Annotated in this window: 23 protein-coding genes; 15 read left to right on the top strand and 8 right to left on the bottom strand. The window is 72.7% G+C overall.

Annotated elements, in window-relative coordinates:
• Window positions 1-3: 3 nt before the first annotated feature.
• Entirely contained in the window at window positions 4-1,329 is a 1,326-nt protein-coding gene (locus ACIO92_RS13040; protein WP_366445532.1) for a polysialyltransferase family glycosyltransferase, read from the bottom strand.
• The gene (locus tag ACIO92_RS13035) at window positions 1,326-2,378 is read right to left on the bottom strand and encodes a glycosyltransferase family 2 protein (RefSeq protein ID WP_402281248.1); all 1,053 of its coding nucleotides are present in this window, start codon (window positions 2,376-2,378) and stop codon (window positions 1,326-1,328) included. The genes ACIO92_RS13040 and ACIO92_RS13035 overlap by 4 nt, the downstream gene beginning before the upstream one ends.
• Window positions 2,379-2,598: 220 nt before the next feature.
• Between ACIO92_RS13035 and ACIO92_RS13030 the strand changes: the two genes are divergently transcribed.
• The 12 genes from ACIO92_RS13030 (at window position 2,599) to ACIO92_RS12975 (ending at window position 16,704) form a co-directional block, all read left to right on the top strand.
• Complete coding sequence (locus ACIO92_RS13030; RefSeq protein ID WP_366445534.1) at window positions 2,599-3,888, top strand: DUF6716 putative glycosyltransferase; 1,290 nt, start codon at window positions 2,599-2,601, stop codon at window positions 3,886-3,888.
• A gap of 365 nt (window positions 3,889-4,253) precedes the next feature.
• Window positions 4,254-5,414: an acylneuraminate cytidylyltransferase gene (locus ACIO92_RS13025; RefSeq protein ID WP_366445575.1), complete on the top strand. Its 1,161-nt coding sequence runs from the start codon at window positions 4,254-4,256 to the stop codon at window positions 5,412-5,414.
• Between the two features lie 11 nt (window positions 5,415-5,425).
• On the top strand, window positions 5,426-6,319 hold the full coding sequence (locus tag ACIO92_RS13020) for an N-acetylneuraminate synthase family protein (RefSeq protein WP_366445535.1): 894 nt from the start codon (window positions 5,426-5,428) through the stop codon (window positions 6,317-6,319).
• Window positions 6,316-7,497, top strand: coding sequence for a hypothetical protein (locus ACIO92_RS13015; protein WP_401242749.1), 1,182 nt, complete (start codon window positions 6,316-6,318; stop codon window positions 7,495-7,497). Before ACIO92_RS13020 ends, ACIO92_RS13015 begins: the two co-directional genes overlap by 4 nt.
• Before the next feature lie 116 nt (window positions 7,498-7,613).
• A complete protein-coding gene (locus ACIO92_RS13010; RefSeq protein WP_366445537.1) occupies window positions 7,614-8,834 on the top strand; it encodes an amidohydrolase in 1,221 nt (406 codons plus the stop codon).
• Window positions 8,835-9,311: 477 nt separating this feature from the next.
• Complete coding sequence (locus ACIO92_RS13005) at window positions 9,312-10,370, top strand: BMP family ABC transporter substrate-binding protein (RefSeq protein WP_366445538.1); 1,059 nt, start codon at window positions 9,312-9,314, stop codon at window positions 10,368-10,370.
• 116 nt (window positions 10,371-10,486) lie between these two features.
• The gene (locus ACIO92_RS13000; RefSeq protein ID WP_366445539.1) at window positions 10,487-12,208 is read left to right on the top strand and encodes an ABC transporter ATP-binding protein; all 1,722 of its coding nucleotides are present in this window, start codon (window positions 10,487-10,489) and stop codon (window positions 12,206-12,208) included.
• Window positions 12,205-13,323 carry an ABC transporter permease gene (locus tag ACIO92_RS12995; RefSeq protein ID WP_366445540.1) on the top strand — a complete coding sequence of 373 codons (1,119 nt, stop codon included), beginning with the start codon at window positions 12,205-12,207 and terminating at the stop codon, window positions 13,321-13,323. The genes ACIO92_RS13000 and ACIO92_RS12995 overlap by 4 nt, the downstream gene beginning before the upstream one ends.
• Entirely contained in the window at window positions 13,320-14,582 is a 1,263-nt protein-coding gene (locus ACIO92_RS12990; protein WP_366445541.1) for an ABC transporter permease, read from the top strand. The genes ACIO92_RS12995 and ACIO92_RS12990 overlap by 4 nt, the downstream gene beginning before the upstream one ends.
• The gene (locus ACIO92_RS12985; RefSeq protein WP_366445542.1) at window positions 14,579-14,983 is read left to right on the top strand and encodes a cytidine deaminase; all 405 of its coding nucleotides are present in this window, start codon (window positions 14,579-14,581) and stop codon (window positions 14,981-14,983) included. Before ACIO92_RS12990 ends, ACIO92_RS12985 begins: the two co-directional genes overlap by 4 nt.
• 82 nt (window positions 14,984-15,065) lie before the next feature.
• The gene (locus tag ACIO92_RS12980) at window positions 15,066-16,343 is read left to right on the top strand and encodes a thymidine phosphorylase (protein WP_366445543.1); all 1,278 of its coding nucleotides are present in this window, start codon (window positions 15,066-15,068) and stop codon (window positions 16,341-16,343) included.
• A 64-nt stretch (window positions 16,344-16,407) separates the two neighbouring features.
• Window positions 16,408-16,704 carry an STAS domain-containing protein gene (locus ACIO92_RS12975; protein ID WP_366445544.1) on the top strand — a complete coding sequence of 99 codons (297 nt, stop codon included), beginning with the start codon at window positions 16,408-16,410 and terminating at the stop codon, window positions 16,702-16,704.
• Between the two features lie 51 nt (window positions 16,705-16,755).
• Here ACIO92_RS12975 and ACIO92_RS12970 read toward each other — a convergent pair whose 3' ends face one another.
• From ACIO92_RS12970 to ACIO92_RS12960, 3 genes are all read right to left on the bottom strand, one after another.
• Window positions 16,756-17,727: a sigma-70 family RNA polymerase sigma factor gene (locus tag ACIO92_RS12970; RefSeq protein ID WP_366445545.1), complete on the bottom strand. Its 972-nt coding sequence runs from the start codon at window positions 17,725-17,727 to the stop codon at window positions 16,756-16,758.
• 84 nt (window positions 17,728-17,811) lie between these two features.
• A complete protein-coding gene (locus ACIO92_RS12965) occupies window positions 17,812-18,468 on the bottom strand; it encodes a L,D-transpeptidase (protein WP_401242764.1) in 657 nt (218 codons plus the stop codon).
• 174 nt (window positions 18,469-18,642) lie between these two features.
• Window positions 18,643-19,917 (bottom strand): MFS transporter, encoded by a 1,275-nt coding sequence (locus tag ACIO92_RS12960; RefSeq protein ID WP_401242741.1) that lies wholly within the window; start codon window positions 19,915-19,917, stop codon window positions 18,643-18,645.
• A 62-nt stretch (window positions 19,918-19,979) separates the two neighbouring features.
• On the opposite strand from ACIO92_RS12960, the gene ACIO92_RS12955 reads away from it, so the two are divergent.
• Window positions 19,980-20,981, top strand: coding sequence for a LysR family transcriptional regulator (locus ACIO92_RS12955; protein WP_401242738.1), 1,002 nt, complete (start codon window positions 19,980-19,982; stop codon window positions 20,979-20,981).
• Between the two features lie 44 nt (window positions 20,982-21,025).
• Here the strand turns inward: ACIO92_RS12955 and ACIO92_RS12950 are convergent, their stop codons facing one another.
• A complete protein-coding gene (locus tag ACIO92_RS12950) occupies window positions 21,026-21,799 on the bottom strand; it encodes an alpha/beta hydrolase (protein WP_366445548.1) in 774 nt (257 codons plus the stop codon).
• 219 nt (window positions 21,800-22,018) lie between these two features.
• On the opposite strand from ACIO92_RS12950, the gene ACIO92_RS12945 reads away from it, so the two are divergent.
• Together ACIO92_RS12945 and ACIO92_RS12940 are read left to right on the top strand one after the other, a co-directional pair.
• Entirely contained in the window at window positions 22,019-23,173 is a 1,155-nt protein-coding gene (locus tag ACIO92_RS12945; RefSeq protein WP_366445549.1) for an adenosine deaminase, read from the top strand.
• 171 nt (window positions 23,174-23,344) lie between these two features.
• Window positions 23,345-23,710 (top strand): hypothetical protein, encoded by a 366-nt coding sequence (locus ACIO92_RS12940; RefSeq protein WP_366445550.1) that lies wholly within the window; start codon window positions 23,345-23,347, stop codon window positions 23,708-23,710.
• 77 nt (window positions 23,711-23,787) lie between these two features.
• Here ACIO92_RS12940 and ACIO92_RS12935 read toward each other — a convergent pair whose 3' ends face one another.
• Both ACIO92_RS12935 and ACIO92_RS12930 read right to left on the bottom strand, forming a co-directional pair.
• The gene (locus ACIO92_RS12935; protein WP_351787972.1) at window positions 23,788-23,988 is read right to left on the bottom strand and encodes a PspC domain-containing protein; all 201 of its coding nucleotides are present in this window, start codon (window positions 23,986-23,988) and stop codon (window positions 23,788-23,790) included.
• Window positions 23,989-24,080: 92 nt separating this feature from the next.
• A complete protein-coding gene (locus ACIO92_RS12930) occupies window positions 24,081-24,629 on the bottom strand; it encodes a VanZ family protein (RefSeq protein ID WP_366445551.1) in 549 nt (182 codons plus the stop codon).
• Window positions 24,630-24,733 lie beyond the last annotated feature (104 nt).

Here is a 24,733-nt window from a genome sequence, read left to right as displayed (position 1 = left end):
GCCTCAGCCCCGCAGGGCCTTCCGCAGTCGTAGCGCCTGGCGGGCCAGACGGCGGACCTGGGGGTGGCGGGGGATCGGGAGGCCGCCGGGGAGACCGAGGACGGTGAGGCGGCGGCGGGTGAAGTGGTGCCGGGTGCGCTCGGCGAGCGGGCCCGACAGATGCCGTACGGCGGAGGCGCGCAGCTCCGGTCTGATCCTCGGCTGCATCGCGAAGCCGACCGCCGCGACCAGGTCGTTCAGCTGCTCCGCACCGAGGGGGGCGCCGCCGTCCCCGCCGTCCGTCTCCAGCGGCGGGACGACCGCGTCCACGACCGTCAGCGGCACGCGGTTGCTGTTCTGGAACGGGGCCAGCCGCTCCAGGAGCGTCCGCGTCCCGACCCGGGCGACCGGCAGCCCGTAGAAGGTCGTGGCGGTGAGCAGCGCGGTCGAGAAGCAGCCGACGACCAGCGCGGGCCGCAGCTCGCGGTAGAGGACCTCCGCGAGGACGGGCCGGTGCTCGACCGTCAGCTCGGCGCCCAGCTCCGCCGCCGCCCGCACCAGCGCCTCCGACCAGGTGTCGGGGGCCGCCGGGTGCGGTTTGAAGACGAGCTTCCGATGGCCCCGGGCCACCGCGCCCCGCACCATCCGCAGGTGCAGTTCCTCCTCCTCGGCGGCGCTCAGCAGGTCCAGGGCCGCGAGGTACTGGCCGAGGAGCAGCGCGGGCCCGTCCGCCCGGCCCGCCGGGGCGGGGGGCCCCGACAGCTCGGCGACGCACCGGAGGAACGCCTCCGTCGGTACGGGCTCCGGCACCGCCCCGAACTCGGCGAGCAGCAGCGGGTCGAGCCCGGGGACGAGGTCCAGATGGAGCAGGCGCCCGACGCGCCCGCCGATCAGCGGGTCGATCTTGTTGCGGGTCGGCCCGTAGCTCATCAGACCGTCCGCGTAGACGGTGAGGGGCGCGTCCGGCAGCAGCTGCGCGAGCGCGAGCGCGGGCGTCACCTGGATCGATTCGAGCACCAGCTCGACCCGGTCGTCGCCGAGGTGCCAGAGCGCGCGCAGATACCGCTGGAGCATCGGCAGGTCCCCGGGCCTGGGGGTCCAGCCGGCCGGATGCAGCGGGAAGATCGTCTCGTTCCAGGAGAGGACGGAGTCGAACCGGCCGCGCAGCCGGTCGAAGCCCTCGGCCTCGTCGAGCGGCGGGGTGGTCTCGGGGACGGCCGTGGTGCCGGTGACGAGCAGGACGCGCCGGTGGGCCGGACCGAAGCGGTCGCTGTCGAGGGCGGCGGCGAGCGTCACGGCTCCGTACAGGGTGGAGGCGCAGAAGATCTGGGTGGTCCGGCGGGCCCTCATGCCGCCACCTCCGGGGCGCCCGTGCCCGTACCGGCGGCCGTGCCCGTGCCCGTACCGGCACCCGCCGCGCCGCCCGGTGCGGGAGGTGGCGCCGGGCGCCGCCGGCGCAGTCTGCGGAGCATCGTCGCCCGGTCGCCGCCCATCGCGGCCAGCGCCTCTTCGAGCACGTCCTGAGGCATCCGCCGCAGCGCGCCCGCGCTCATCGACTTCAGCGTCCGGGCCACCTCGGGCTCGAATCGCCCGAGGGAACCGATGTGATGGGAGATCACCGCGCAATACGTGCGCACGGCCTTCGGGAGAAGCAGTTCCGCGTCCTTGTCCTTCGCCGTCTCCTCGATCACCTGGTCGAAGGCGCGGATGAAATCCAATTGCCGTACGTCCCCGATCTGGGTGAGCGAGGTCGCCACCCCGCGCCGGTAGAACACACCGAGTTCCCCGATCGCCGCGAACGATTCCGCCTCGCGGTGCAGCCGCCAGATCCACGGCCGGTCCTCCGCCGTCCGCAGCCCGTGCGGGAAGTGCAGCAGCCCCCGGTCGAGGAGCCGCCGGTGGTAGATCCCGGCCCAGGCGTACGGATAGTCCACGGAGGTCGTCCGGTGCGCGGGCAGGATCGCGTCCCGGGGGTCCAGGACCTCGGCCCGGCGGGGGACCGGCGCCCGGCGGACCGTGCGGCTGCGGCCCGTGACCGTGACGTGGTCGGTCCGCAGGAAGTCGCAGCCCAGCTCCTCGGCGGCGGCGACCAGCCGCCCGTAGTAGCCGGGCGCCAGCCAGTCGTCGCCGTCCAGGAAGGTGACGTACCGGCCCCGGGCGGCGTCCAGACCGGTGTTCCTGGCGGTGGCCAGGCCCTCGTTCCGCTCGTGTCTGATCAGGACGGCACCCGGGATCTCGCGCGCGGCCCGTTCGAGGAGCCGAGGCGTCCCGTCCGACGAGCAGTCGTCGACCAGCAGGAACTCGAAGTCCTCCCGGGCGTTGGCCCGCAGGCTCGTGAGGGTGTCGGGGGCGTATGTCTGCACGTTGAAGAACGGCACGACGACGGAGAGCTTGACCACCCGGCCGACGCTAGGCGCCGCCCCGGCATTCCCACCGACCGCCGGGAAACCACTCGGTGAACACCAGGAGACGGACCGCTTAACCGCCTTTCCGGGCAAGGGAGAAGCAGCCCCGCAAAACCCGGAAGGCGACCCGCTTAAGCGGGCGGAGAGGCGCTGTTCACCGTTTGTTGCCGCCCAGTTGGGCCGAAAAGAGGAATGCCCTTCTAGCGTCCTCGACGTGCCAGCAAGTACCAGAGAAGCGGTGCGGACCGCCGTACTCGCGGATTCCGACACCCGGTGGAAATGGGGCGCCCTCACGGCGCGCCGGATCACCCCGGCGGCCGTCGAGCCCACCGGATTCGTCCTGCGCGGACGCGCCACCCCCACCGCCCGTCAGCTCGCCGAGACCGGGGTGTCCGACACCGCCCCGCGCGAGGTGACGGGCGCGGAGTTCCTCCGCGAGGTGCGGGACGCGGAGGCGCGCGGCGAGGGGTACGACGTGGTGGTCCTCGCCCTCGTCGGCGGCGCCGTACGGGCCCTCCTCCAGGGCCTCGCCGACCTCGGCCCCGCCCGGCGCCCCGTGGTCGTCACCGGCTATGTCGGCGTCGTCTACGAGAAGCTCACCGACGGGCTGCTGCTCCGGCACGGCGCCGATGTGGTCCTCGCCAACTCCCGTCACGACGCGGAGCGTTTCCGTGCCGTCTACGAGGGCGTGGGCGCCTGTGCCGAACCGGTCGTGGAGGCCGCGCTGCCCTTCCTCGGCGGCGCCCCCCACACCCCGGAGGCGGGCCGCGACACCCTGGTCTTCGCCGCCCAGCCGTCCGTGCCCGCCACCCGCGCCGAACGCGCCTACCTCCTGCGCCGCCTCGTCGGGCACGCCCGCCTCCACCCGGGCCGCGAGGTCCTCCTCAAGCTCCGCTCCAAGCCGGGCGAACACACCACGCACCTGGAGGAGTTCCCGTTCCAGAAGCTGGTACGGGAACTCGACGCGCCCGCCAACTTCCGCCTGGTGTACGGGCACATGGGCGAAGTCCTCGACCGCACCGACCTCCTCGTCACCGTCTCCTCCACGGCCGCCCTCGAAGCGCTCCACCGGCGCGTCCCCACCGCGGTCCTCACCGACCTCGGGGTCCGCGAGGCGCTCGGCAACCACCACTTCGTCGGCTCCGGCCTGCTGACCTCCTTCGACCTGCTCGACCGGGGCCTGGTCCCGGCCCCCGACGAGACCTGGCTGGCCCGGCAGGGCGTGGCCGCCGACACCCCGTACGAAGCAGCCTTCGACGCCGCCCGCGAGCGGGTCGCCGCCCTTCTGGCGCTGCCCGCGCTGCCCCCGGTCACCCCCTACTACACGGCGGAGACCGCCCCCGGCTACCTGCCCGGCGTCCTCGCCCGCCACCGCCTGGACATCACCGCGCCCGAGCCCCGCGAGAGCGGGCTGCGCCGGGTCGTCCGGGAGGCGGCGCGGGGCGCCTACCGGCAGGGCGTGCAGCGCGTCGCACCCGTCATCCGCCGCCTGGGAGAACTCTGATGAGCGCCACCACAGCCCCGGCCGAACAGCCGCCCCCGGCCGCGTCCGACCGGCCCGCCGCGTCGTCCGGCCCGCCGTTCCGGGCCGGGACCACAGCCCAGCGGCCCGCTGAGACGGCCGAGCAGCCGTCCCCGGCTCCCACCGCGTCCGACCGGCCCGTCGCCCCGGCCGAACGGCCGCCCCCCGCCGCGTCCCCCCGGCCCGTCGCGTCGGCCGAGCAGCCGCCCCCGGCCCGGACCGCATCGCACGGGCCCGTCGCCCCGGTGGCCGAAGGACACGCGCCCGCCCCGGCGGCCGACGAACCCCGGGCCGCCACCGCCGCCGGAGGACACCGGCCCGCCGCGCCCCCCACCGTCCTCGCCGTCATCCCCGCGCGGGGCGGTTCCAAGGGCGTCCCCGCCAAGAACCTCGCCCCCGTCGCCGGAGTGCCCCTGGTGGCCCGCGCCGTCCGTGCCTGCCTCGGCGCCCGGCCCGTCACCCATGTCGTCGTCTCCACCGACGACCCGGGCATCGCCGCCGCCGCCCGCGACGCCGGAGCCGAGGCCGTCCGCCGCCCCGCCGCGATCGCGGGCGACACCGCCACCAGCGAAGCCGCCGTCCTGCACGCCATGGACGCCTTCGAGGCCACCCACGGGCGCCCGGCCGACGTGGTCCTCCTCGTCCAGTGCACCAGCCCCTTCCTCACCCCCGCCGAAGTCGCCGAGACCGCCGGCCGCGTCACCTCGGGCGCCGCCGACACCGCCTTCACCGCCGCCCCGGCCCACGGCTTCCTGTGGCGCGACACCGTCGAGGACGGCGCCACCGGCGTCAACCACGACAAGGCGCACCGCCCCCGCCGCCAGGACCGGGAGGCCGAGTACCTGGAGACCGGCGCCGTCTACGCCATGGCCGCGCCCGGCTTCCGTACCCACCGGCACCGCTTCTTCGGCCGCACCGCCCTCGTCGTCACCGACCCCGCCCGGGTCCTGGAGATCGACGACCCGCACGACCTGGCCCGCGCCCGCGCCCTCGCGCCGCTCCTCGACACCCCGGCCACCCCCGGCTTCGCCGACGTCGACGCCGTCGTGCTCGACTTCGACGGCACCCAGACCGACGACCGGGTCCATCTGGACGCCGAGGGGCGCGAGTTCGTCTCCGCGCACCGGGGCGACGGCCTCGGCATCGCCGCCCTGCGCCGCGCCGGACTGCCCGTCCTCATCCTCTCCACCGAGCAGAACGCCGTCGTCGCCGCCCGCGCCCGCAAGCTCAAGATCCCCGTCCTGCACGGCATCGACCGCAAGGACCGGGCCCTCAAGGAGTGGTGCGACGCCGAGGGCATCGACCCCCGGCGCGTCCTCTACGCCGGGAACGACGTCAACGACCTGCCCTGCTTCCGCCTCGTCGGCTGGCCCGTCGCGGTGAGCAGCGCCCATGACTCCGTACGGGCCGCGGCCCGCGCGGTCACCGTCACCCCGGGCGGCTCCGGGGCGATCCGCGAGATCGCCGCCTGGCTCCTCGGACCCGAGCTCGACAACCCCGAATCCTAAGGAAGAGCACCATGAGCACCCGTCTGCGCACCCTCGGCGACAAGACCGCCGGTCCGGGCCGTCCCGTCTACGTCACCGGCGAGATCGGCATCAACCACAACGGCGACCTCGACAACGCCCTCGCCCTCATCGACATCGCCGCCGAGGCGGGCTGCGACGCCGTCAAGTTCCAGAAGCGCACCCCGGAGATCTGCACCCCGCGCGACCAGTGGGACATCGAGCGCGACACCCCCTGGGGCCGGATGACGTACATCGACTACCGTCACCGCGTCGAGTTCGACGAGGCCCAGTACCGCGCCATCGACGAGCACTGCCGGAAGCGCGGCATCGACTGGTTCGCCTCCCCGTGGGACACCGAGGCCGTCGCCTTCCTGGAGAAGTTCGACGTCCCCGCCCACAAGGTCGCCTCCGCCTCCCTCACCGACGACGAGCTGCTGCGCGAACTGCGCGCCACCGGCCGCACCGTCATCCTCTCCACCGGCATGTCCACCCCGGCCCAGATCCGCCACGCGGTCGAGGTCCTCGGCAGCGCCAACATCCTGCTCTGCCACGCCACCTCCACCTACCCGGCCAAGGCCGAGGAGCTGAACCTGCGCGTCATCCAGACGCTCCAGGAGGAGTACCCCAACGTCCCGATCGGCTACTCCGGCCACGAGACCGGCCTCCAGACCACCCTCGCGGCCGTCGCCCTCGGCGCCGCCTTCGTCGAGCGCCACATCACCCTCGACCGCGCCATGTGGGGCTCCGACCAGGCCGCCTCCGTCGAGCCGGGGGGCCTCCAGCGCCTCGTCCGCGACATCCGCGCCATCGAGGCCGCCCTCGGCGACGGCGTCAAGAAGGTCTACGAGTCGGAGCTCGGCCCGATGAAGAAGCTCCGCCGGGTCCAGGGCCTCGTCGCCGCATGACCGGGCAGCTGGCGTTCGTCGAGAGCCCGGTCCAGCTCCTCAACGTCCTGGAATGGGCGCACACCCGGGCCGCGGCCACGGGCACGTCCACCGCCGCGCAGGCCGGTCCTCCCCCCGGGGAGTCCGGCCCCGCGTCCGCCGTACGGGCCCTCCGCCCGACGGACGCCACCACCCCCGGGACGGCACCCGCCGCCGCGCCCGGACCCACGGTCGTCGTGCTCTCGCCGACCGACCCCATGTCGCGGGGCCAGCTGCGCCGGATGGCCCAGCTGGCCCGCGACGAGGGCCTCACCGTCCACTGGCAGGAGGCCAGGGGAGGCAGGGGCGCGCTGGCCCGCACCCTGCGGGAGCTGGCCGGTCCGCTGCGCGCGGCGGAGCGGGTGATCATCGGCGACCCGTTCTCCCGGTACGTCCAGCTGCTCCTGACGCTCTTCGCCCCCCGGCACCTGACGGTCGTCGACGACGGCACCGCCACCATGGAGTTCGCCGCCCAGCTCGGCCGGGGCGAACGCCTGGTGCGCTGGCACCGCAAGGGCAGCCTGGGTCCGCGCGAACTGCTCCTGGCCCCGGTGACCTCGCTGGCCCGGCGGCGCCTGGCCCCCGCCGGGAGCCGTACGGTCGAGATCTTCACCTCGCTGCCCGTTCAGGCCCCGAAGGGCGTCACGGTCACCCGGAACTCCTTCGCCTGGACCCGGTCCCGGTTCGGTCCGCCGCTGCTGACCGGCGGCGCGGACCTGGTGGGCACCTCGCTGGTCGAGACGGGGGTGGTGGACGCCGACCACTACGACCGGGTGGTCGGCGAACTCGCCCGCGCGCACGGCGCCACCCGCTACTTCGCGCACCGCAGGGAGAGCGCGGAGAAACTGCACCGGATCGCGGTCGGGACGGGCCTCCAGGTGGTCCGGCCCGATCTGCCGCTGGAACTGATCGCCCGCCGGGGACCCGTCGGCCGTACGGTCGTCAGCTTCCCGTCCACGGTCGTGCACACCCTGCCGCTGGCCCTCGCGGGGACCGGGGTGAAGGTCGCCGTCTGCGAGATAGCGCCCGAGTGGCTGCGGGAGACCGCCTCGCCGCGCGCGCGGGGCTTCCTGTCCGGGGTGGCGGGGACGGCGGCCCAGGAGGTCGACCGGCTCACCTCACGGGCGACGGGCCCGGCCGACCGGCTCGAATTCGGCTGAGCGTACCCACAAGGAGTGACCTTCATGCCTGCCAAACCGAGAATCTTTCCCCTAAGGGGCTGAACTTTTCGTGATCAACGGGCAGTTGGCCCGCCCGGAGGCATACCCTTCAAAGGGTGAACCAGTTGAAGTCCCGTGAGCCAGGCTCCGCCACCCTGCCCGGAACGCTGTCCGAAGACCTGCGCGTCGAACTGATCGCGTTCCGCAGGGACTTGCACATGCACCCCGAGCTGGGGAACCAGGAGTTCCGTACGACCGCCGCCGTCAAGGCGCGCCTCGAAGCGGCCGGTCTGGCGCCGAAGGTACTGCCGGGCGGCACCGGGCTCATCTGTGACATCGGCACCCCGGACCGCGACCGGCCCATGCTCGCGATCCGCGCCGACCTCGACGCCCTGCCCATCCCGGACGTCAAGACGGTCGCCTACCGGTCGACCGCGCCCGACCGCGCGCACGCCTGCGGACACGACGTGCACACCACCACCGTCCTCGGCGCGGGACTGGTCCTCGCCGGGCTCGACCGGCAGGGTCTCCTCCCGGCGGCCGTACGGCTCCTCTTCCAGCCCGCCGAGGAGATCCTCCCGGGCGGCGCCGCCGACGCGGTCGAGGCGGGGGTCCTGGACGGGGTCGGCCGGATCATCGCCGTCCACTGCGACCCCCGGGTCGACGCGGGGAGGATCGGGCTGCGGCCCGGCCCCATCACCTCCGCCTGCGACCGGCTCGAAGTGACCCTGGACGGACCCGGCGGCCACACCGCCCGCCCGCACCTCACCACCGACCTCGTCACCGCCGCCGCCCGGGTCGCCACCGACGTCCCCGCCGTCCTGGCCCGCCGGGTGGACGCCCGCTCCGGCCTCTCGGTCACCTGGGGCCGGATCGAGGCGGGCCACGCCTGCAACGTCATCCCGCAGCACGCCGAGCTGTCCGGCACCGTCCGCTGCCTCGACCTGCCCACCTGGCGGGAGGCGCCCGACCAGATCCACGCGGCCATCGACGAGGTCGCGGCCCTGCACCGGGCGAAGTCCACCGTCACCTACGTCCGGGGCGTCCCCCCGGTCGTCAACGACCCGGCCGTCACCGAACTGCTCCGCGACGCGATGACCGCCCGGTGCGGTCCGTACGCGATCGAGGACACCGAGCAGAGCCTCGGCGGCGAGGACTTCTCCTGGTACCTGGAGCACGTCCCCGGCGCCATGGCCCGCCTCGGCGTCCGCACCCCCGGCGACACCCGGGTCCGCGACCTGCACGCGGGGGACTTCGACGTGGACGAGCGCTGCATCGGGACGGCCGTGGAACTCTTCACGGCGGCGGCCCTCCTCGACGCGACCCCGGGGCCCTGACCCCGCCGCTCCCACCCCCTCTCACCCCCTCTCACCCCTCCCGTCCCACCGCTCCCGCGCCTCCGACGGCTCTCGCCGGGGCGCGGGGCCGGGCTCCACCGCCATCGGGGCCGTACGCCCCGGGCCCGCCCCGTACAGACCCTCCGGGCCCCCGGGCCCGCCCCGTACGACCTCCGTACGCCCCGGCCCGGTCCGCACACCCCCTCCCACCGGCCGGTACGCCCCCGCCCCGCTCTTTTCGGCCGTCCGTGCCAACCCGTGGCGTGTTTCCCCCGGCGGCCTGGCGCGGGCCGTCCCCCGGGCGATATAACCGGCTGTGCCGGGCCGAACGCCCCCGGTGGCCTTTCCCTGGCCGGTTCGCGACGATCCGATAACGACTCATGAACGGGTCTTTAACTGACATCTACGCGCGTTACGATCGCCGCGAAACCAGCGCCGGAAGAGGCGCTTTCGGTCAGTCTCGAAGGGACCATCCTCTTGCGCCGGATCACCAGGATCACGACCGTGGGCATCGCCTCTGCCGCGCTCGCCCTCACCGCCACCGCCTGTGGCAAGTCTTCGTCGGACGCCGGCTCGTCCCCGAGCTCCTCCTCGAAGGCCGGCAAGGCCGCCATCGCGTACGACATCGGCGGCCGTGGCGACCAGTCCTTCAACGACGCCGCCTACGCGGGCCTGAAGAAGGCCGAGGACGAGCTCGGCGTCAAGGGCGCCGAGGCCGAGCCGTCGGCCGGCGAGGGCGACGCCGACAAGGTGCAGCGCCTCACCTCGCTGGCCCGCGCCGGGAACAACCCGGTCATCGGTGTCGGCTTCGCCTACGCCCCGGCCATCGAGAAGGTCGCCAAGCAGTTCCCGAAGACCACCTTCGGCATCATCGACGACACCTCGGTCACCGGCGCGAACATCGCCAACCTCGTCTTCAACGAGGAGCAGGGCTCCTACCTGGCCGGCGTCGCCGCCGCCAAGGCGTCCAAGACCGGCACGGTCGGCTTCATCGGCGGTGTCGAGGTTCCGCTGATCAAGAAGTTCGAGGCGGGCTTCGCCCAGGGCGTCAAGGACACCAACCCCAAGGCGAAGGTGCTCACCCAGTACCTGACCCAGCCGCCGAACTTCGACGGCTTCGCCAAGCCCGACCTGGGCAAGGCCGCCGCGCAGGGCCAGCTCGACAAGGGCGCCGACGTGATCTACGCCGCCGCCGGTCTGGCCGGTTCCGGCTCCATCGAGGCCGCCGCGAACGCGGGCAAGTGGGCCATCGGCGTCGACTCCGACCAGTACAACCAGGCGGGTCTGGCCAAGTACAAGGACCACATCCTGACCTCGGTCACCAAGGACGTCTCCGACTCGGTCTTCAACCTGGTCAAGTCGGTCAAGGACGGCAAGCCGGAGTCCGGTGAGGTCCGCTACGGCCTCGCCACGGACGGCGTCGGCCTGGCCGACTCCAACCCGGCGTACACGAAGATGACCGATGTCACCGCCGCCGTCGAGAAGGCGAAGAAGGACATCGTCGACGGCAAGATCACGGTCAAGACCGCTCCGTAAGGACGCAGGTCACGACCTTGAGCCCGAGGGCCCGGCCCCAGTGGCACGCCACTGGATCCGGGCCCCGGTCCCATTCCCGTACGGATTTTCACTTTTCGGCAGCGCTACGCGTGTAGATGTCTCCCTGGCACGATAACTTCGCCCCGCCCTGCCCTCCCGCTCCCACTCCTTCCGGCCAAGGAGAGTGCGTCATCAACGCGTCCAGCCCCCCTGCCGTCGAACTGCACGGCATCACCAAGCGATTCCCCGGCGTCATCGCCAACAAGGACATCGCCATCACGGTCCGCAAGGGCACCGTGCACGCCCTCATCGGCGAGAACGGCGCCGGCAAGTCGACCCTCATGAAGATCCTCTACGGTATGCAGAAGCCGGACGAGGGCACCATCGCCGTCGACGGCGAGCAGGTCACCTTCTCCAGCCCCGGTGACGCCATCGCGCGCGGCATCGGCATGGTGCACCAGCACTTCATGCTCGCCGACAACCTCACCGTCCTGGAGAACGTGGTTCTCGGCGGCGAGAAGCTGTACGGCATCGGAGCCAAGGCGCGGAAGCGGATCGGGGAGATCTCCGACGCGTACGGCCTCGGGGTCCGCCCCGACGCCCTCGTCGAGGACCTCGGCGTCGCCGACCGGCAGCGCGTGGAGATCCTCAAGGTCCTCTTCCGGGGCGCGAAGATCCTCATCCTCGACGAGCCCACCGCCGTCCTCGTCCCGCAGGAGGTCGACGCGCTCTTCGACAACCTGCGCGAGCTCAAGGCGGAGGGCCTCACGGTCATCTTCATCTCGCACAAGCTGGGCGAGGTCCTGAAGGTCGCCGACGACATCACCGTCATCCGGCGCGGCACCACCGTCGGCACCGCCGACCCGAAGACCGCCACCACCAAGCAGCTCGCCGAGCTGATGGTCGGCAGCGAGCTGCCCTCCCCGGAGACCCGCGAGTCGACCGTCACCGACGTGCCGATGCTCCAGGTCGAGAACCTGACGCTGGTCGAGAGCGGCGGCAGCGCCGCCCCGCTGACCACCGCCGCCCCCGCCGACCCGGCGCGGGCCCTGGACGTGCACGAGGAGGTCGCCGTCGGCCGCAAGCTCCTCGACGACATCTCCCTCACCATCCACAAGGGCGAGATCCTGGGCATCGCGGGCGTCGAGGGGAACGGCCAGACCGAGCTGATCGAAGCCCTCATGGGCATGGCGACCCCCGACGCGGGCGTCATCAGCCTCGACGGCACGGACATCTCCAAGGTCTCCGTCCGCAAGCGCCGCGAGGGCGGCATCGGCTACATCCCCGAGGACCGGCACCGCCACGGACTGCTCCTGGACTCCCCGCTCTGGGAGAACCGCATCCTCGGTCACGTCACCGAGGCGCCCAACTCCCGGCGCGGCATCCTCGACCCCAAGGCCGCCCGCCAGGACACCGAGCGGATCGTGCGCGAGTACGACGTGCGCACCCCCGGCATCGACGTCACCGCCGCCTCGCTGTCCGGCGGCAACCAGCAGAAGCTGATCGTCGGCCGCGAGATGAGCCACGGCCCCAAGTTCCTGATCGCCGCCCACCCCACCCGCGGTGTGGACGTCGGCGCGCAGGCGCAGATCTGGGACGCGATCCGGGACGCCCGCCGCGAGGGCCTCGCGGTGCTGCTGATCTCCGCGGACCTCGACGAGCTGATCGGTCTCTCCGACACCCTCCGGGTCATGTACCGCGGCAGGCTCGTCGCCGACGCGGACCCCGCCACCATCACGCCCGAGGAGCTGGGCTCCGCCATGACCGGTGCGGCCTCCGGCCACCTCGAAGGCACCGAAGAGCAGTCCGAGCAGTCCGAAGACGGTGACGCCCGATGATGAAATTCGACAAGGACAAGCTGATCATCGGGGCCGCCGGCCCGGTGCTCGCGCTGGTCTCCTCGTTCGTCCTCACCATGCTGGTGCTGCTCGCGACGGGCCTCGACCCGATCGAGCCGATCCAGCTGATGATCGACAACGCCGGGTACTCGGACATCCAGGTCCTGATCGTCAACCAGACCGGGATCTACTACCTGGCAGCCCTGGCCGTCGCCATCGGCTTCCGGATGAACCTCTTCAACATCGGCGTCGACGGCCAGTACCGTCTCGCCGCGATGGTCTCGGCCGTCGTCGGCGCCTCGGTCTCGCTGCCCGGCCCGCTGCACATCCTGCTCATCGTGCTCGTCGCGGCGCTCACCGGCGCCTTCTGGGCCGGTATCGCCGGTCTCCTCAAGACCACCCGGGGCGTCTCCGAGGTCGTCTCGACGATCATGCTGAACGCGATCGCGACCTCCCTGATCGCCTGGCTGATCCTGCCGAAGAACCTCGGCGTCCAGCCCCCCGGCTCCAACGACCTCACGACCGGCAAGATCGCCGAGTCCGGCTGGTTCCCCGGCATCGACATGGGCCAGGGCAACGGCGAGATCTACGGCTTCACCTTCGTCGCCCTCGCCCTCGGCGTCGTCTACTGGTTCGTCCTCAACCGCACCCGCTTCGGCTTCGACCTGCGCGCCACCGGCGCCAGCGAGTCCGCCGCGCAGGCCAGCGGTGTCGACGCCAAGAAGATGATCCTCACCTCGATGCTGCTCTCGGGCGGCCTCGCCGGTCTCTCCGGAATGCCGACCCTGCTCGGCGACACCCACACGTACAGCCTGTCGTTCCCGGTCGGCGTCGGCTTCACCGCCATCACGATCGCGCTCCTCGGCCGCAACCACCCGGTCGGCATCTTCTTCGCGGCTCTGCTCTTCGCGTTCCTCGACAAGGCGTCCTCGTCGCTGGACGTCGAGGGCTACCCGAAGGAGATCACGCAGATCATGCAGGGCATCATCGTGATCGCCGTGGTCGTCTCCTACGAACTCGTCCGCCGTTACGGCCTCCGTCTCCAGCAGCAGAAGGTCGGCGAGGAGCTCGCCGCAGGCGGCGCCATCAAGACCGACAAGGAGGTCTCGGCATGAGCACCGGCACAGCCACCAAGCCGAGCACCGCGCCCAAGGGCGCCGGGCGCCGCAAGCTCACCCTGCCGTGGATCATGCTGATCGCCGCGGCCGGCCTGGTCCTCTTCTCCCTCGTCCGGGTCATCTCCGGCGCCGACGACCTGACCTCCGTCGGCCAGGTCTCCGGAGCGCTCCAGCTCGCCGTCCCGATCGGTCTCGCCGGACTCGGCGGACTGTGGGCCGAGCGCGCGGGCGTCGTCAACATCGGTCTCGAAGGCATGATGATCCTGGGCACCTGGTTCGGTGCCTGGGCCGGATACCAGTGGGGCCCCTGGGTGGGCGTCCTCTTCGGTCTCCTCGGCGGCGCGCTCGGCGGTCTGCTGCACGCGATCATCACCGTCACGTTCAACGTGAACCACATCGTCTCCGGTGTCGCGATCAACATCCTCGCGGTCGGCTTCACCCAGTACCTGTCGAACTTCACCTTCGGCGAGGCCGAGGGCGGCTCCTCCAAGCAGTCCCCGCGCATCGACGAGATCACCCAGATCACGGTCCCAGGACTCTCCGACTGGCTGGGGAACCTCCAGGGCAAGCACTGGTTCCTGATCTCCGACGTCGCCGGGATCCTCGGCGGTCTGGTCACCAACCTGTCGCTGCTCACCGTCGTCGCGCTGCTGCTGATCCCGGGCACCTGGTGGGTCCTGTGGCGTACGGCCTTCGGCCTGCGGCTGCGCTCCTGCGGTGAGAACCCGGTCGCGGCCGAGTCCCTCGGCGTGAACGTCTACAAGTACAAGTACATCGCCGTCACCGCCTCCGGCGCCCTCGCCGGTCTCGGCGGCGCGTTCCTCGCGATCGTCGCCACCGGCATCTACCAGGAGGGCCAGACCGGCGGCCGGGGCTACATCGGCCTCGCCGCGATGATCTTCGGCAACTGGATGCCCGGCGGCATGGCGCTCGGCGCCGGACTCTTCGGCTTCACCGACAGCCTCAAGCTGCGCGGCGGCGCCGAGAACGTGCACGCCCTGCTGCTGCTGGTCGCGGTCCTGCTCGTCCTCGCCGCGGTGTGGCAGCTGTACCGGAAGAAGTACGTGGTCGGCGCGATCTCCGCCGCCTTCTCCGCCGCCTTCTTCCTCTGGTACGCGTTCACCGACCAGGTCCCGAGCCAGTTCGTCGACGCCGCCCCGTACATCACCACCCTGCTCGTGCTGGCCCTGTCGGCCCAGCGCCTGCGGATGCCCAAGGCGGACGGTCTGCCCTACCGGAAGGGCCAGGGCAAGTGACGGACACCCTGGCCGAGGCCGACTGGGAGGCCCTGCGGGTCACGGCCCGCGCGGCCATGGCCCGCGCCTACGCCCCGTACTCGGGGTTCCCGGTGGGCGCGGCGGCCCGGGTCGACGACGGGCGGACGGTCTCCGGCTGCAACGTGGAGAACGCCTCGTTCGGCCTCGCTCTGTGCGCCGAGTGCGGGCTGGTGTCCGCGCTCCAGGCCTCCGGCGGCGGGCGGCTGACCCACTTCGTCTGCGTGGACGGCCGGGGCGAGTCCCTGGTGCCGTGCGGCCGGTGCAGGCAGCTCCTGTACGAGTTCGGCGGCCCCGGCCTCGTCCTGGAGACCCCGGCGGGGTTCGTCACGCTGGCCGAGATGCTCCCGCAGGCGTTCGGCCCGGAGCACCTGTCGCAGTAGTACCTCGGAGCGGCCCTTCCGGCACGATGGGAAGGGCCGCTCCTCCTTTCCCCCTTCTATGCGCGTAGAAAGAGGCACCACCATGGACGTCATCTCCGTCATCCGCACCAAGCGGGACAAGGGCGAGCTGAGCCCCGAGCAGATCGACTGGGTCATCGACGCGTACACCCGTGGCACGGTCGCCGACGAGCAGATGTCCGCCCTGGCCATGGCCATCCTGCTGAACGGCATGAACCGCGCGGAGATCGCCCGCTGGACCGCCGCGATGATCGCCAGCGGCGAGCGCATGAACTTCGACGCGCTCTCCCGCCCCACCGCCGACAAGCACTCCACCGGCGGTGTCGGCGACAAGATCACCCTCCCGCTCGCCCCGCTCGTCGCCGCCTGCGGCGCGGCCGTTCCGCAGCTCTCCGGACGCGGCCTCGGCCACACCGGCGGCACCCTGGACAAGCTGGAGTCCATCCCCGGCTGGCGGGCCCTGCTCTCCAACGAGGAGATGCTGCACGTCCTGGACACCACCGGCGCGGTCATCTGCGCGGCGGGCGACGGCCTGGCCCCCGCCGACAAGAAGCTGTACGCGCTCCGCGACGTCACCGGCACCGTGGAGGCCATCCCGCTGATCGCCTCCTCGATCATGTCGAAGAAGATCGCCGAGGGCACCGGCTCCCTGGTCCTCGACGTCAAGGTCGGCACCGGCGCCTTCATGAAGAACATCGAGGACGCCCGCGAGCTGGCCTCGACGATGGTCGGCCTCGGCACCGACAGCGGGGTGCGGACGGTGGCGCTGCTCACCGACATGTCCACCCCGCTCGGCCTCACCGCGGGCAACGCCCTGGAGGTCCGCGAGTCGGTCGAGGTCCTGGCGGGCGGCGGCCCGGCGGACGTCGTGGAGCTGACGGTCGCGCTCGCCCGCGAGATGCTCGACGCGGCCGGGATCAAGGGCGCCGACCCGGCGAAGGCACTGGCCGACGGCTCCGCGATGGACGTCTGGCGCCGGATGATCGCGGCCCAGGGCGGCGACCCGGACGCGGCCCTCCCGGTCGCCCGCGAGCAGCACGTGGTGACCGCCCCGTCCTCGGGCGTCCTGACCCGGCTCGACGCGTACGACATCGGCATCGCCGCCTGGCGCCTGGGCGCGGGCCGGGCCCGCAAGGAGGACCCGGTGCAGGCGGGCGCGGGTGTCGAGCTGCACGCGAAGCCGGGCGACACGGTGACGGCGGGCCAGCCCCTGCTGACCCTGCACACGGACACCCCGGAGAAGTTCGACTACGCCCTGAAGTCCCTGGACGCGTCCTGGGACATCGCGGCCGAGGGCACCGGTTTCACCCCGAAGCCGATCGTCCTGGACCGCATCGCCTGAGTCCCGTGCTCCCGGTGTCCCGGAACCGCCGATGAGTTCCGGGGCGCCGTACGGTCACAGGGATGTGGACATCAGACAACCGTTCGTCGTGACCCTGACCGCGCGCCCCACCCGGGACGAGGTGGCGCGGCTGTGCGCCGAGCTCGGGGCGGTCCCGCCCGGTGAGGTGGTGTGCGAGGTGGGCGCGCTCGCCCGCGCCGACCTCGCCGCCGTGGACGCCCTGGCCCGGCTGGGACTGGCCGCCGGGCGGCGGGGGCACCGCATCCGCTTCCACGGAGCGGGCCCGGAACTGCGGGCCCTGCTCCTGCTGACGGGTCTCGACGGGACCCTGGCCACGGAGGACGGGCCGTCGTCCCCGTAGGCCGTCCCTTCCGGACCGTTCCGGACCGGAAGGGACGACCGGGTGCCGTCCTCAGGCCTCCAGGCGGGCCGGGAGGTCGAAGAGCGGGAACCAGCGCGGGGTGTCCAGGAAGAAGTCCATCCCCGCGACCTTGCCGTCGCGCAGCTCCAGGACGATGAGCGCCCAGGGGCTGAAGCCGCCCTCCGGGTCCGGGTGGTAGTGGGCGAAGGCCGGGGAGCCGTTGGCCACGGTGGGCACCAGCTTCGAGCCGCGGCACACGTCGCCGACGCCCAGCATCCAGCCGACGATGTCGTCGTGACCCTGGAGCCAGAGGTCGTAGGGCGGCATGGTCATGGTCGCGTCCTCGTGGAGGAGCGCGGTCAGGGCCTTCATGTCGTAGCCCTCGAAGGCGGCCACGTACCGCTCCAGGAGGGCCTTCTGCTCCTCGTCCAGCGGGTTCGCCGTGTCGGAGGTGGCCGGTGCCTGCTCGGCCAGGGTGGCGCGGGCCCGCTGGAGGGCGCTGTTCACCGAGGCGACGCTGGTGTCGAGGAGCTCGGCGACCTCGCTGGCCTTCCAGGCGAGCACCTCGCGCAGGATGAGCACGGCCCGCTGCTTGGGCGGCAGGTGCTGGAGGGCGGCGACGAAGGCCAGCCGCACGGTCTCCCGGGAGACGGCCGTCTCCGCCGGGTCGGCGACGGAGGGCAGCACCCGTCCGTCGGGGATCGGCTCCAGCCAGGTGATCTCCGGCTGCTTGACGAGCTGCGCCTGGGCGACCGGCGTCGGTCCGGTCAGGTCCATCGGCCGTGCCCTCCGGTTGCCCGCGTTCAGCGCGTCCAGGCAGACGTTGGTGGCGATCCGGTACAGCCAGGACCGCAGCGAGGAGCGGCCCTCGAAGGACTCGATGGCCTTCCAGGCGCGGACCATGGTGTCCTGCACCGCGTCCTCCGCCTCGAAGGACGATCCGAGCATCCGGTAGCAGTAACCGGTCAGCTCCCTGCGGTACTTGTCGAGTTGGTCGGTCGTCGCGGTCGCTGCGTCAGTCATCGGGTCCACACCCCACTCACCCCTCACCGGCACCCGTTCGGTGCCGGTGAGAGGGAAGCTACCCCAGCGGACTGACAGCGGGGGTCAGGTTCCCGGCTTGCGGCCGTAGACGAAGACGTCGTCGCCGTTGCGCAGGAGGTTCCAGTACGCCTTCGCGTCGGCCGGGCGCATGTTGACGCAGCCGGCCGAACCCGGCGGGTTCCACATGGACTTGGTGGTCGAGTGGAACGCCTGTCCGCCGTCGAAGAACTGCGCGTACGGCATGGAGACGTCGTAGAGCGTCGACCAGTGGTTGATGTTCCGCCAGTAGACCTTCTTCGAGCCGGTCCGGGTCTCGCTGCCGTCCTTGCCCGTACGGACCGGCACGGGGCCGAACTTGAGGCGGCTGCCGTCCTGGATCCAGCTCAGCTGGCGGGTCAGGTCCACACAGGCGATCCGGCCCCGGTTCGTCGGACACGCGCGGTCCTTGTTGGGGTTGGTCCCCGCCGCCCGCTGCTTGAGCATGGTGTCCATGGTGCGCCAGGTGACCGTCCCGGCGTATCCGGCGCTCGGGGTGATGCCGTGCTTCACCTGGAACGCCTGGACGGCCTTGCAGTCCGCGAGCGACTGGCGCCCGTCGGCCGTCCGTCCGAGGAACTTCTCGACCTGCTTCTGGTACGGGCCCGTCGTCACGTTGCAGGACGCGGCCTGTGCCGGTGCCGCGCCGAGCGCGACCGTCACCGGGACCAGCAGTGAGGCCATTCCGGCGACCAGACCGACTCTTTTCCCCGCCCGGCCCGCTATTCGCTTCATTTCTGTCAACTCCCCGTTGTGTCCTGTCGGTCAGGACGCCCGGGGGAGCGTCTCAGGTTGCGGTGCGGGCGGGGGTGATTCCGGAGTGTTCCCGGCGTGGAACCGGTCGGAATCCGTCCGGATTCAGCAGGGCGCGGCGAGCTGGAGCCGACGCGCCGCGGTGCGGGCGCTGAGGCTGCCGTACAGCGTGACGGACACGACGCCGAGGACCGCGACGAGACCGATGACGACGGTGCCCGCCCAGCCGCCCGCGTGGAAGGCGACCGCGCCGAGCGTGCCGCCGACGCTGCTGCCCAGGTAGTACGCCGACTGGTAGAGCGCCGAGGCCTGCGCGCGGCCCGTCCTCGCCGTACGGCTCACCGAGGAGGAGGCGACGGCGTGGCCCGCGAAGAAACCGGCCGTGATCAGGACCAGGCCCGCGAGGACCGAGGCCAGCGAGTCGGCGAGCGACAGGAGCAGACCGGCGGCGGTGGTGGAGACCGCCAGGTACAGCGCCCCGCGCCGCCCGAGCCGCCCGACGAGCCGTCCGGCCGCCGCCGAGGAGACCGTACCGACCAGGTAGACCAGGAAGATCGAGCCGATGACGCCCTGCGGCAGCGAGAACGGGGCCTCCACCAGGCGGTAGCCGATCACGGTGTAGACCGCGCCGAAGACCGTCATGAACAGCGCGCCGATCACGTACAGCCGCATCAGCAGCGGGTCCGCGAGATGGCTCCGCACGGTCCGCGCGAGCGCCTTCGGGTTCAGGGTGCCGGGGGTGAAGTGCCGGGCCTTCGGCAGCAGCGCGCGGAACGCCAGCGCGCACAGCAGCGAGGTCACGCCGACGGCGGCCAGACCGGCCCGCCAGCCCCACAGCTGGGCGACCCAGCTGGTCACCAGACGGCCGCTCATGCCGCCGATCGAGTTGCCCGCGACGAAGAGGCCGATCGCGGCGATCAGCGCCCGGGGCCGCACCTCCTCGGCGAGGTACGCCATCGCGGAGGCCGGGAGTCCGGCGAGCGCCGCGCCCTGGAGGGCGCGCAGCGCGATCAGCGACTCCAGGTTCGGGGCGAGCGGCACGAGGAGCGCGAGGGCGACCGCGGCGGTCAGGGAGGCGGTCATCATCGCGCGCCGTCCGAAGCGCTCCGAGAGGGCGCTGAGCGGCAGGACGAGGAGGGCGAGGGCGCCGGTGGCGGCGGAGACCGTCCAGGAGGCGGCGGAGGCGGTGGCGCCGAACTCGGCGGAGATCGCCGGGAGGAGGGCCTGCGTGGAGTAGAGGAGCGCGAAGGTGGCGAGGCCCGCGGCGAAGAGCGCGAGGCTCGTACGGCGGAAGGCGGGCGTGCCCGGGGCGAGGCGGGTGTCGGCGGCGGGGTCGGCGGACGCGGTGGAGGCGGCCGCCTCGGTACTGACGGGAGGCATGTCACGAACGTAGGACGCGCGGTTTCATGCGTCCAATGCACGGATCTGCTGTAATCGATCCCATGGTGCATGAGTACAGGTCAGGGCCTCGGCTGTCACCGAACAGTAACGAAGAAGACATGGGACTGCTGCTCGCGCCCCGGCTCGCGTACTTCGCCGCCGTCGCCCGGCACGAGCATGTGACCCGGGCCGCCGCCGAGATGGGCGTCCCGCAGTCCACGCTCTCCCGGGCCGTGGCGCGGCTGGAGGAGGACCTGGGCGTCACCCTCTTCGCCCGGCGCGGCCGCACGGTCTCCCTGACCCCGGCGGGCCGCCGCTTCCTCACCGCCGCCGACCGGGCGCTCGCCGAGGTGGAACGGGCCGCCGACACCGTACGGGCCGACGCCGACCCGACGGCCGGGCGGGTGGCCTTCGGCTTCCTCCACACCATGGGCTCCGAGACCGTCCCCGCGCTCATCCGGGCCTTCCGCGTCGACCACCCGCGCATCCGCTTCACCCTCGTCCAGAACTACGGCGAGGCCATGATCGAGCGGCTCAGGGCCGGTGACCTCGACCTCTGCCTGACCTCCCCGGTGCCCGACGCCCCCGATCTGGTCGGCCGCCGTCTCGACGAGCAGCGGCTGCGGCTCGTCGTCCCCGACGACCACCGGCTCGCGGGCCGCCGAAGGGTCCGCCTCGCCGAGGCGGCCGACGAGACCTTCGTGACCCTGGAACCGGGGTACGGGCTGCGCCGCATCACCGACGACCTGTGCGCGGAGGCGGGCTTCAGGCCCCGGATCGCCTTCGAGGGCGAGGAGGCCGAGACCCTGCGCGGTCTGGTCGCCGCCGGACTCGGCGTCGCCCTGCTGCCCCCGCCCGCCGTGCCCCGCCCCGGGGTGGTCGAGCTGACCGTCACGGCCCCGCGCGCGGTCCGCGAGATCGGGGTCGCCTGGCTCGACGGGCATCCGGACACCGCCCCCGTGGCCGCCTTCAAGAAGTTCCTGCTGGGCAGGCGCGGCCGACTGCTGCCGAAGGAGCCCTCACCTCCCGGGCGAACCACCGAGGAGCCCCCGCCCCCGGCGTGAGCCGTCAGGGAGCCCCCGCCCCGGCGCGAGCCGCCGAGGAGCCCTCACCTCCGGCGCGAGCCGCCGAAGCCCGCCGCGAGCGGCATCCGCAGGCCCAGCGGCGGGGGAGCGGCCATCGCGTCGGTCAGCGGCCGGGCGACCGGCCGGGCGAAGAGGGCGCCGAGGACGAAGTCGGCGGCGAGCGCCCGGACCTCGGCCGCGTACTGGCGCAGCGCGTGCCCGTCCGAGTGCACCTCGAACCGGCAGGTGTCCCGGTTGGCCTTCTTCGCCCGCTCGGCGAACCGGAACGACAGCTCCGGGTCGGTCCTGGAGTCGTGGGTGCCGTGCACGAGGAGCACCCGTCGCCCCACGAGCTGCCGTACGGGCTCCGGCTCGGCCGCCATGTCGTCCTCCGGCAGCCACGGGGCCAGCCCCAGCACCGCGCCGACCGCGTCGTGCCCGGCGGCCCGCAGCGCCGCCCGCGCCCCCAGACCGTGTCCGACCAGACAGACCGGGACGTCCCCGTACCGGCGCACCGCCTCCGCGACCGCCCAGGAGGCGTCCCGCGCGAGAGCGGCGTCCGTCCCGTTCCAGCCGCGCCCCCGGTAGCGCACCACGTGCGCCACCAGACCGTCGTCCCGGCCCGCGCGGACCAGCGCGCGTCCCAGCGGCAGCACCGCCGCGTGGGCCCGCGCGGAGGCGCCCCGGCCCGACACCGGCTCGCCGTCCGGCAGGAGCAGCGCCACGCCCCCCGCCGAGGTGATCCGGGAACCGCCAACGGGCCGACCGAGCCGGGGTCTCCGTGCGTCGGGCGGCCCCACGAGTGCGAAGTGCGCCATGACAGAACAGTCTCAGAAGCCGAGGTGTACGCCAGTCGTACGCGCGGTCTCTGTTACGTATCGTCCGGTCAGCGAACGCCCTTACCGCTCAAGGACGTTCGAATCGGGACACGCCCCCGGTCGGGCTCGGACACCGGGGCGGGCCCCGGAGGGAAGGACGGCGGAGCGGACCCTGCGCCACGGGGCGCGCTCTACGCGCGTAGGCGCTAGAGTGCGGAAATGACGAGCCAGACCCCCAGCGTCCCCACCGGGGACCAGATCCGGCGCGCGCCGAAGGTGCTCCTCCACGACCACCTCGACGGCGGACTGCGCCCCGGCACGATCATCGAACTCGCCCGGGAGCAGGGCTACGGGCAGCTCCCCGAGACGGAGCCCGACAAGCTCGGCGTCTGGTTCCGCGAAGCCGCCGACTCCGGTTCCCTGGAGCGGTACCTGGAGACCTTCGCGCACACCTGCGCCGTCATGCAGACCCGGGACGCCCTCGTCCGGGTGGCCACCGAGTGCGCCGTGGACCTCGCCGAGGACGGCGTGGTCTACGCGGAGGTGCGCTACGCCCCCGAGCAGCACCTGGAGGCCGGTCTCACCCTCGAAGAGGTCGTGGAGGCGGTCGACGAGGGCTTCCGCGAGGGCGAACGGCTGGCGAGGGCCGCCGGGCACCGCATCCGGGTCGGCGCCCTGCTGACCGCCATGCGGCACGCGGCCCGCGCCCTGGAGATCGCGGAACTCGCCAACCGCTACCGCGACTCCGGCGTCGTCGGCTTCGACATCGCGGGCGCCGAGGCCGGCTACCCGCCCACCCGGCACCTCGACGCCTTCGAGTACCTGAAGCGCGAGAACAACCACTTCACGATCCACGCGGGCGAGGCGTTCGGACTGCCGTCCATCTGGCAGGCGCTCCAGTGGTGCGGCGCGGACCGGCTCGGCCACGGCGTCCGGATCATCGACGACATCGAGGTCGCCGAGGACGGCTCGGTGACCCTGGGGCGGCTCGCCGCGTACGTCCGCGACAAGCGGATCCCGCTGGAGATGTGCCCCTCCTCCAACCTCCAGACCGGGGCCGCCACCTCGTTCGCCGAGCACCCCATCGGCCTGCTCCGCAGGCTGCACTTCCGGGCCACGGTCAACACCGACAACCGGCTGATGAGCGGCACCAGCATGAGCCGCGAATTCGAGCTGCTGACCGAGGCGTTCGAGTACACGCTCGACGACATGCAGTGGTTCACCGTCAATGCGATGAAATCAGCGTTCATTCCTTTCGATGAACGCCTGGCCATGATCAACGAGGTCATCAAGCCCGGATACGCCGAGCTGAAGTCCGAATGGCTGTTCCAGCAGACCGCCGCGACCAGCGAATCCTCCCGCACGAAGGGCTGAACACCGCCCCGGTGAGGGGACGGGAGCGGCCGGGTGAGCGCGACACCCGGCCGCTTTCCGGTGTTTGCGGACGGGCCGTTCACTGGTTAGGTTGCGGAACTCTGCATTCCCAGGATTTCCCCTCCGGGCTTTCTCCCCGAAGCCCCCGGATTCCCCAAGGAAGATTTTCAGATGAAGCAGTCTGCCGCCAAGAAGCTCGGTGTCGCCGCCCTCGGTGCCGCTTTCGCCGTCGCCGCCGCCGGCACGGCCTCCGCCGCGCCGTCCCTGCCGCTCGACGCCGACGCGCTGGGCACGGTGACCCAGGCCGTCCCGCTCGGTGACGGCCTCACCACGCTCCCCGACGGCGCCGCCGAATCCCTCGTCGCCGGACAGGGCGCCCTCGGCCAGGGCCTCGACCAGGGTGTGAAGACCGTCCCGGCCGCCGCCGGACAGGCCACCCAGAACCTCCCGCTCGGCGCCGCCGCCAGCGGCCTCGGCGCCACCCCCCTCGGCGGCCTCCTCGGCGGTCTGCCCCTCGGCGGCCTGCCGATCGGCTGACCGGGCCCGCACCACGCCGAAGGGCGCGCACCAGGATCTCCCGGGTGCGCGCCCTTCGGCGTACGGCCGTCCGGCCACTACCAGGACGTGGAAGAGGACTTCTCCGCCGGGAGGAAGATCCACAGGCCCAGGTAGATCAGGAACTGCGGGCCGGGCAGCAGGCACGAGACGATGAAGATCAGACGCATCGTCCACGCGGAGAGGCCGAAGCGCCGGGCCAGCGCCGCGCACACTCCGCCGATCACGCGTCCGTCACGGGGGCGGGTCAGTGCGGCCATGGTGGTGCTCCTTCGGGGTCGGTGCGGGAACCGCTTCTGCCGGGCTCCCGATGTCTCCATGGTGCCGCCCGACGGGGTCCGGGGGCGTCGGCCTACCGGGCGATCGGAACCCTGGTAATCGTCGGGGTCGCACCCTGAGAACCCTCGTTCCGCAGCAGGGGCGTCCCCCGTCCCGGTCTGGTCCTCCGGGATGAGGCCGCCCGCCGCGCCCGCGGCCCGCGGCGCAGCCGGTGCCGCCCGGCCGGGACGAACAGCAGGTGCGCGAGCGCCACGCCCGCCGTGTTCAGCAGGACGGAGTCCACGTCCACCACCTGGCCGGGCACGGCGGTCTGGAGCAGCTCCAGCGCGAGCGAGACCAGGGCGCCCGCTGCGGTCGTCCGGGCCAGCGAGGCCCACGGGGAGACGTCGAGACGTCCGTCGGCCATCGGGAGCAGCACTCCGAGCGGGGCGAGGAGCAGCAGCCCCTCGGCGATCAGCCGGACCGCGGCGGCGGTCCCGAGCGCGAGATCGGCCCGCAGACCCGCCAGGGGGACCGTGTTCGGCGCGGTCACCCAGGCCACGTCACGTGGCCGGAGACCGATCCACGCGACGAGCAGCAGATGCGCGGCGAGGAGGACGAACCCCGCCACGCGGACGACCACGGCGGCACTCCCGCCCGAACCTTGACGCTGCACGCCCCCCAAGACGCCCCCGGCGCCGGAATCGGTTCCGCCGCCCCTCCCGGACGGGAATGTGAGGAATGCCC

The sequence above is a fragment of the Streptomyces sp. NPDC087215 genome (assembly GCF_044744885.1).
Classification (GTDB): Bacteria; Actinomycetota; Actinomycetes; order Streptomycetales; family Streptomycetaceae; genus Streptomyces.
The sequence above is the reverse complement of the archived record's forward strand: the minus strand, read 5'-3'. Positions and strand labels throughout refer to the sequence as shown.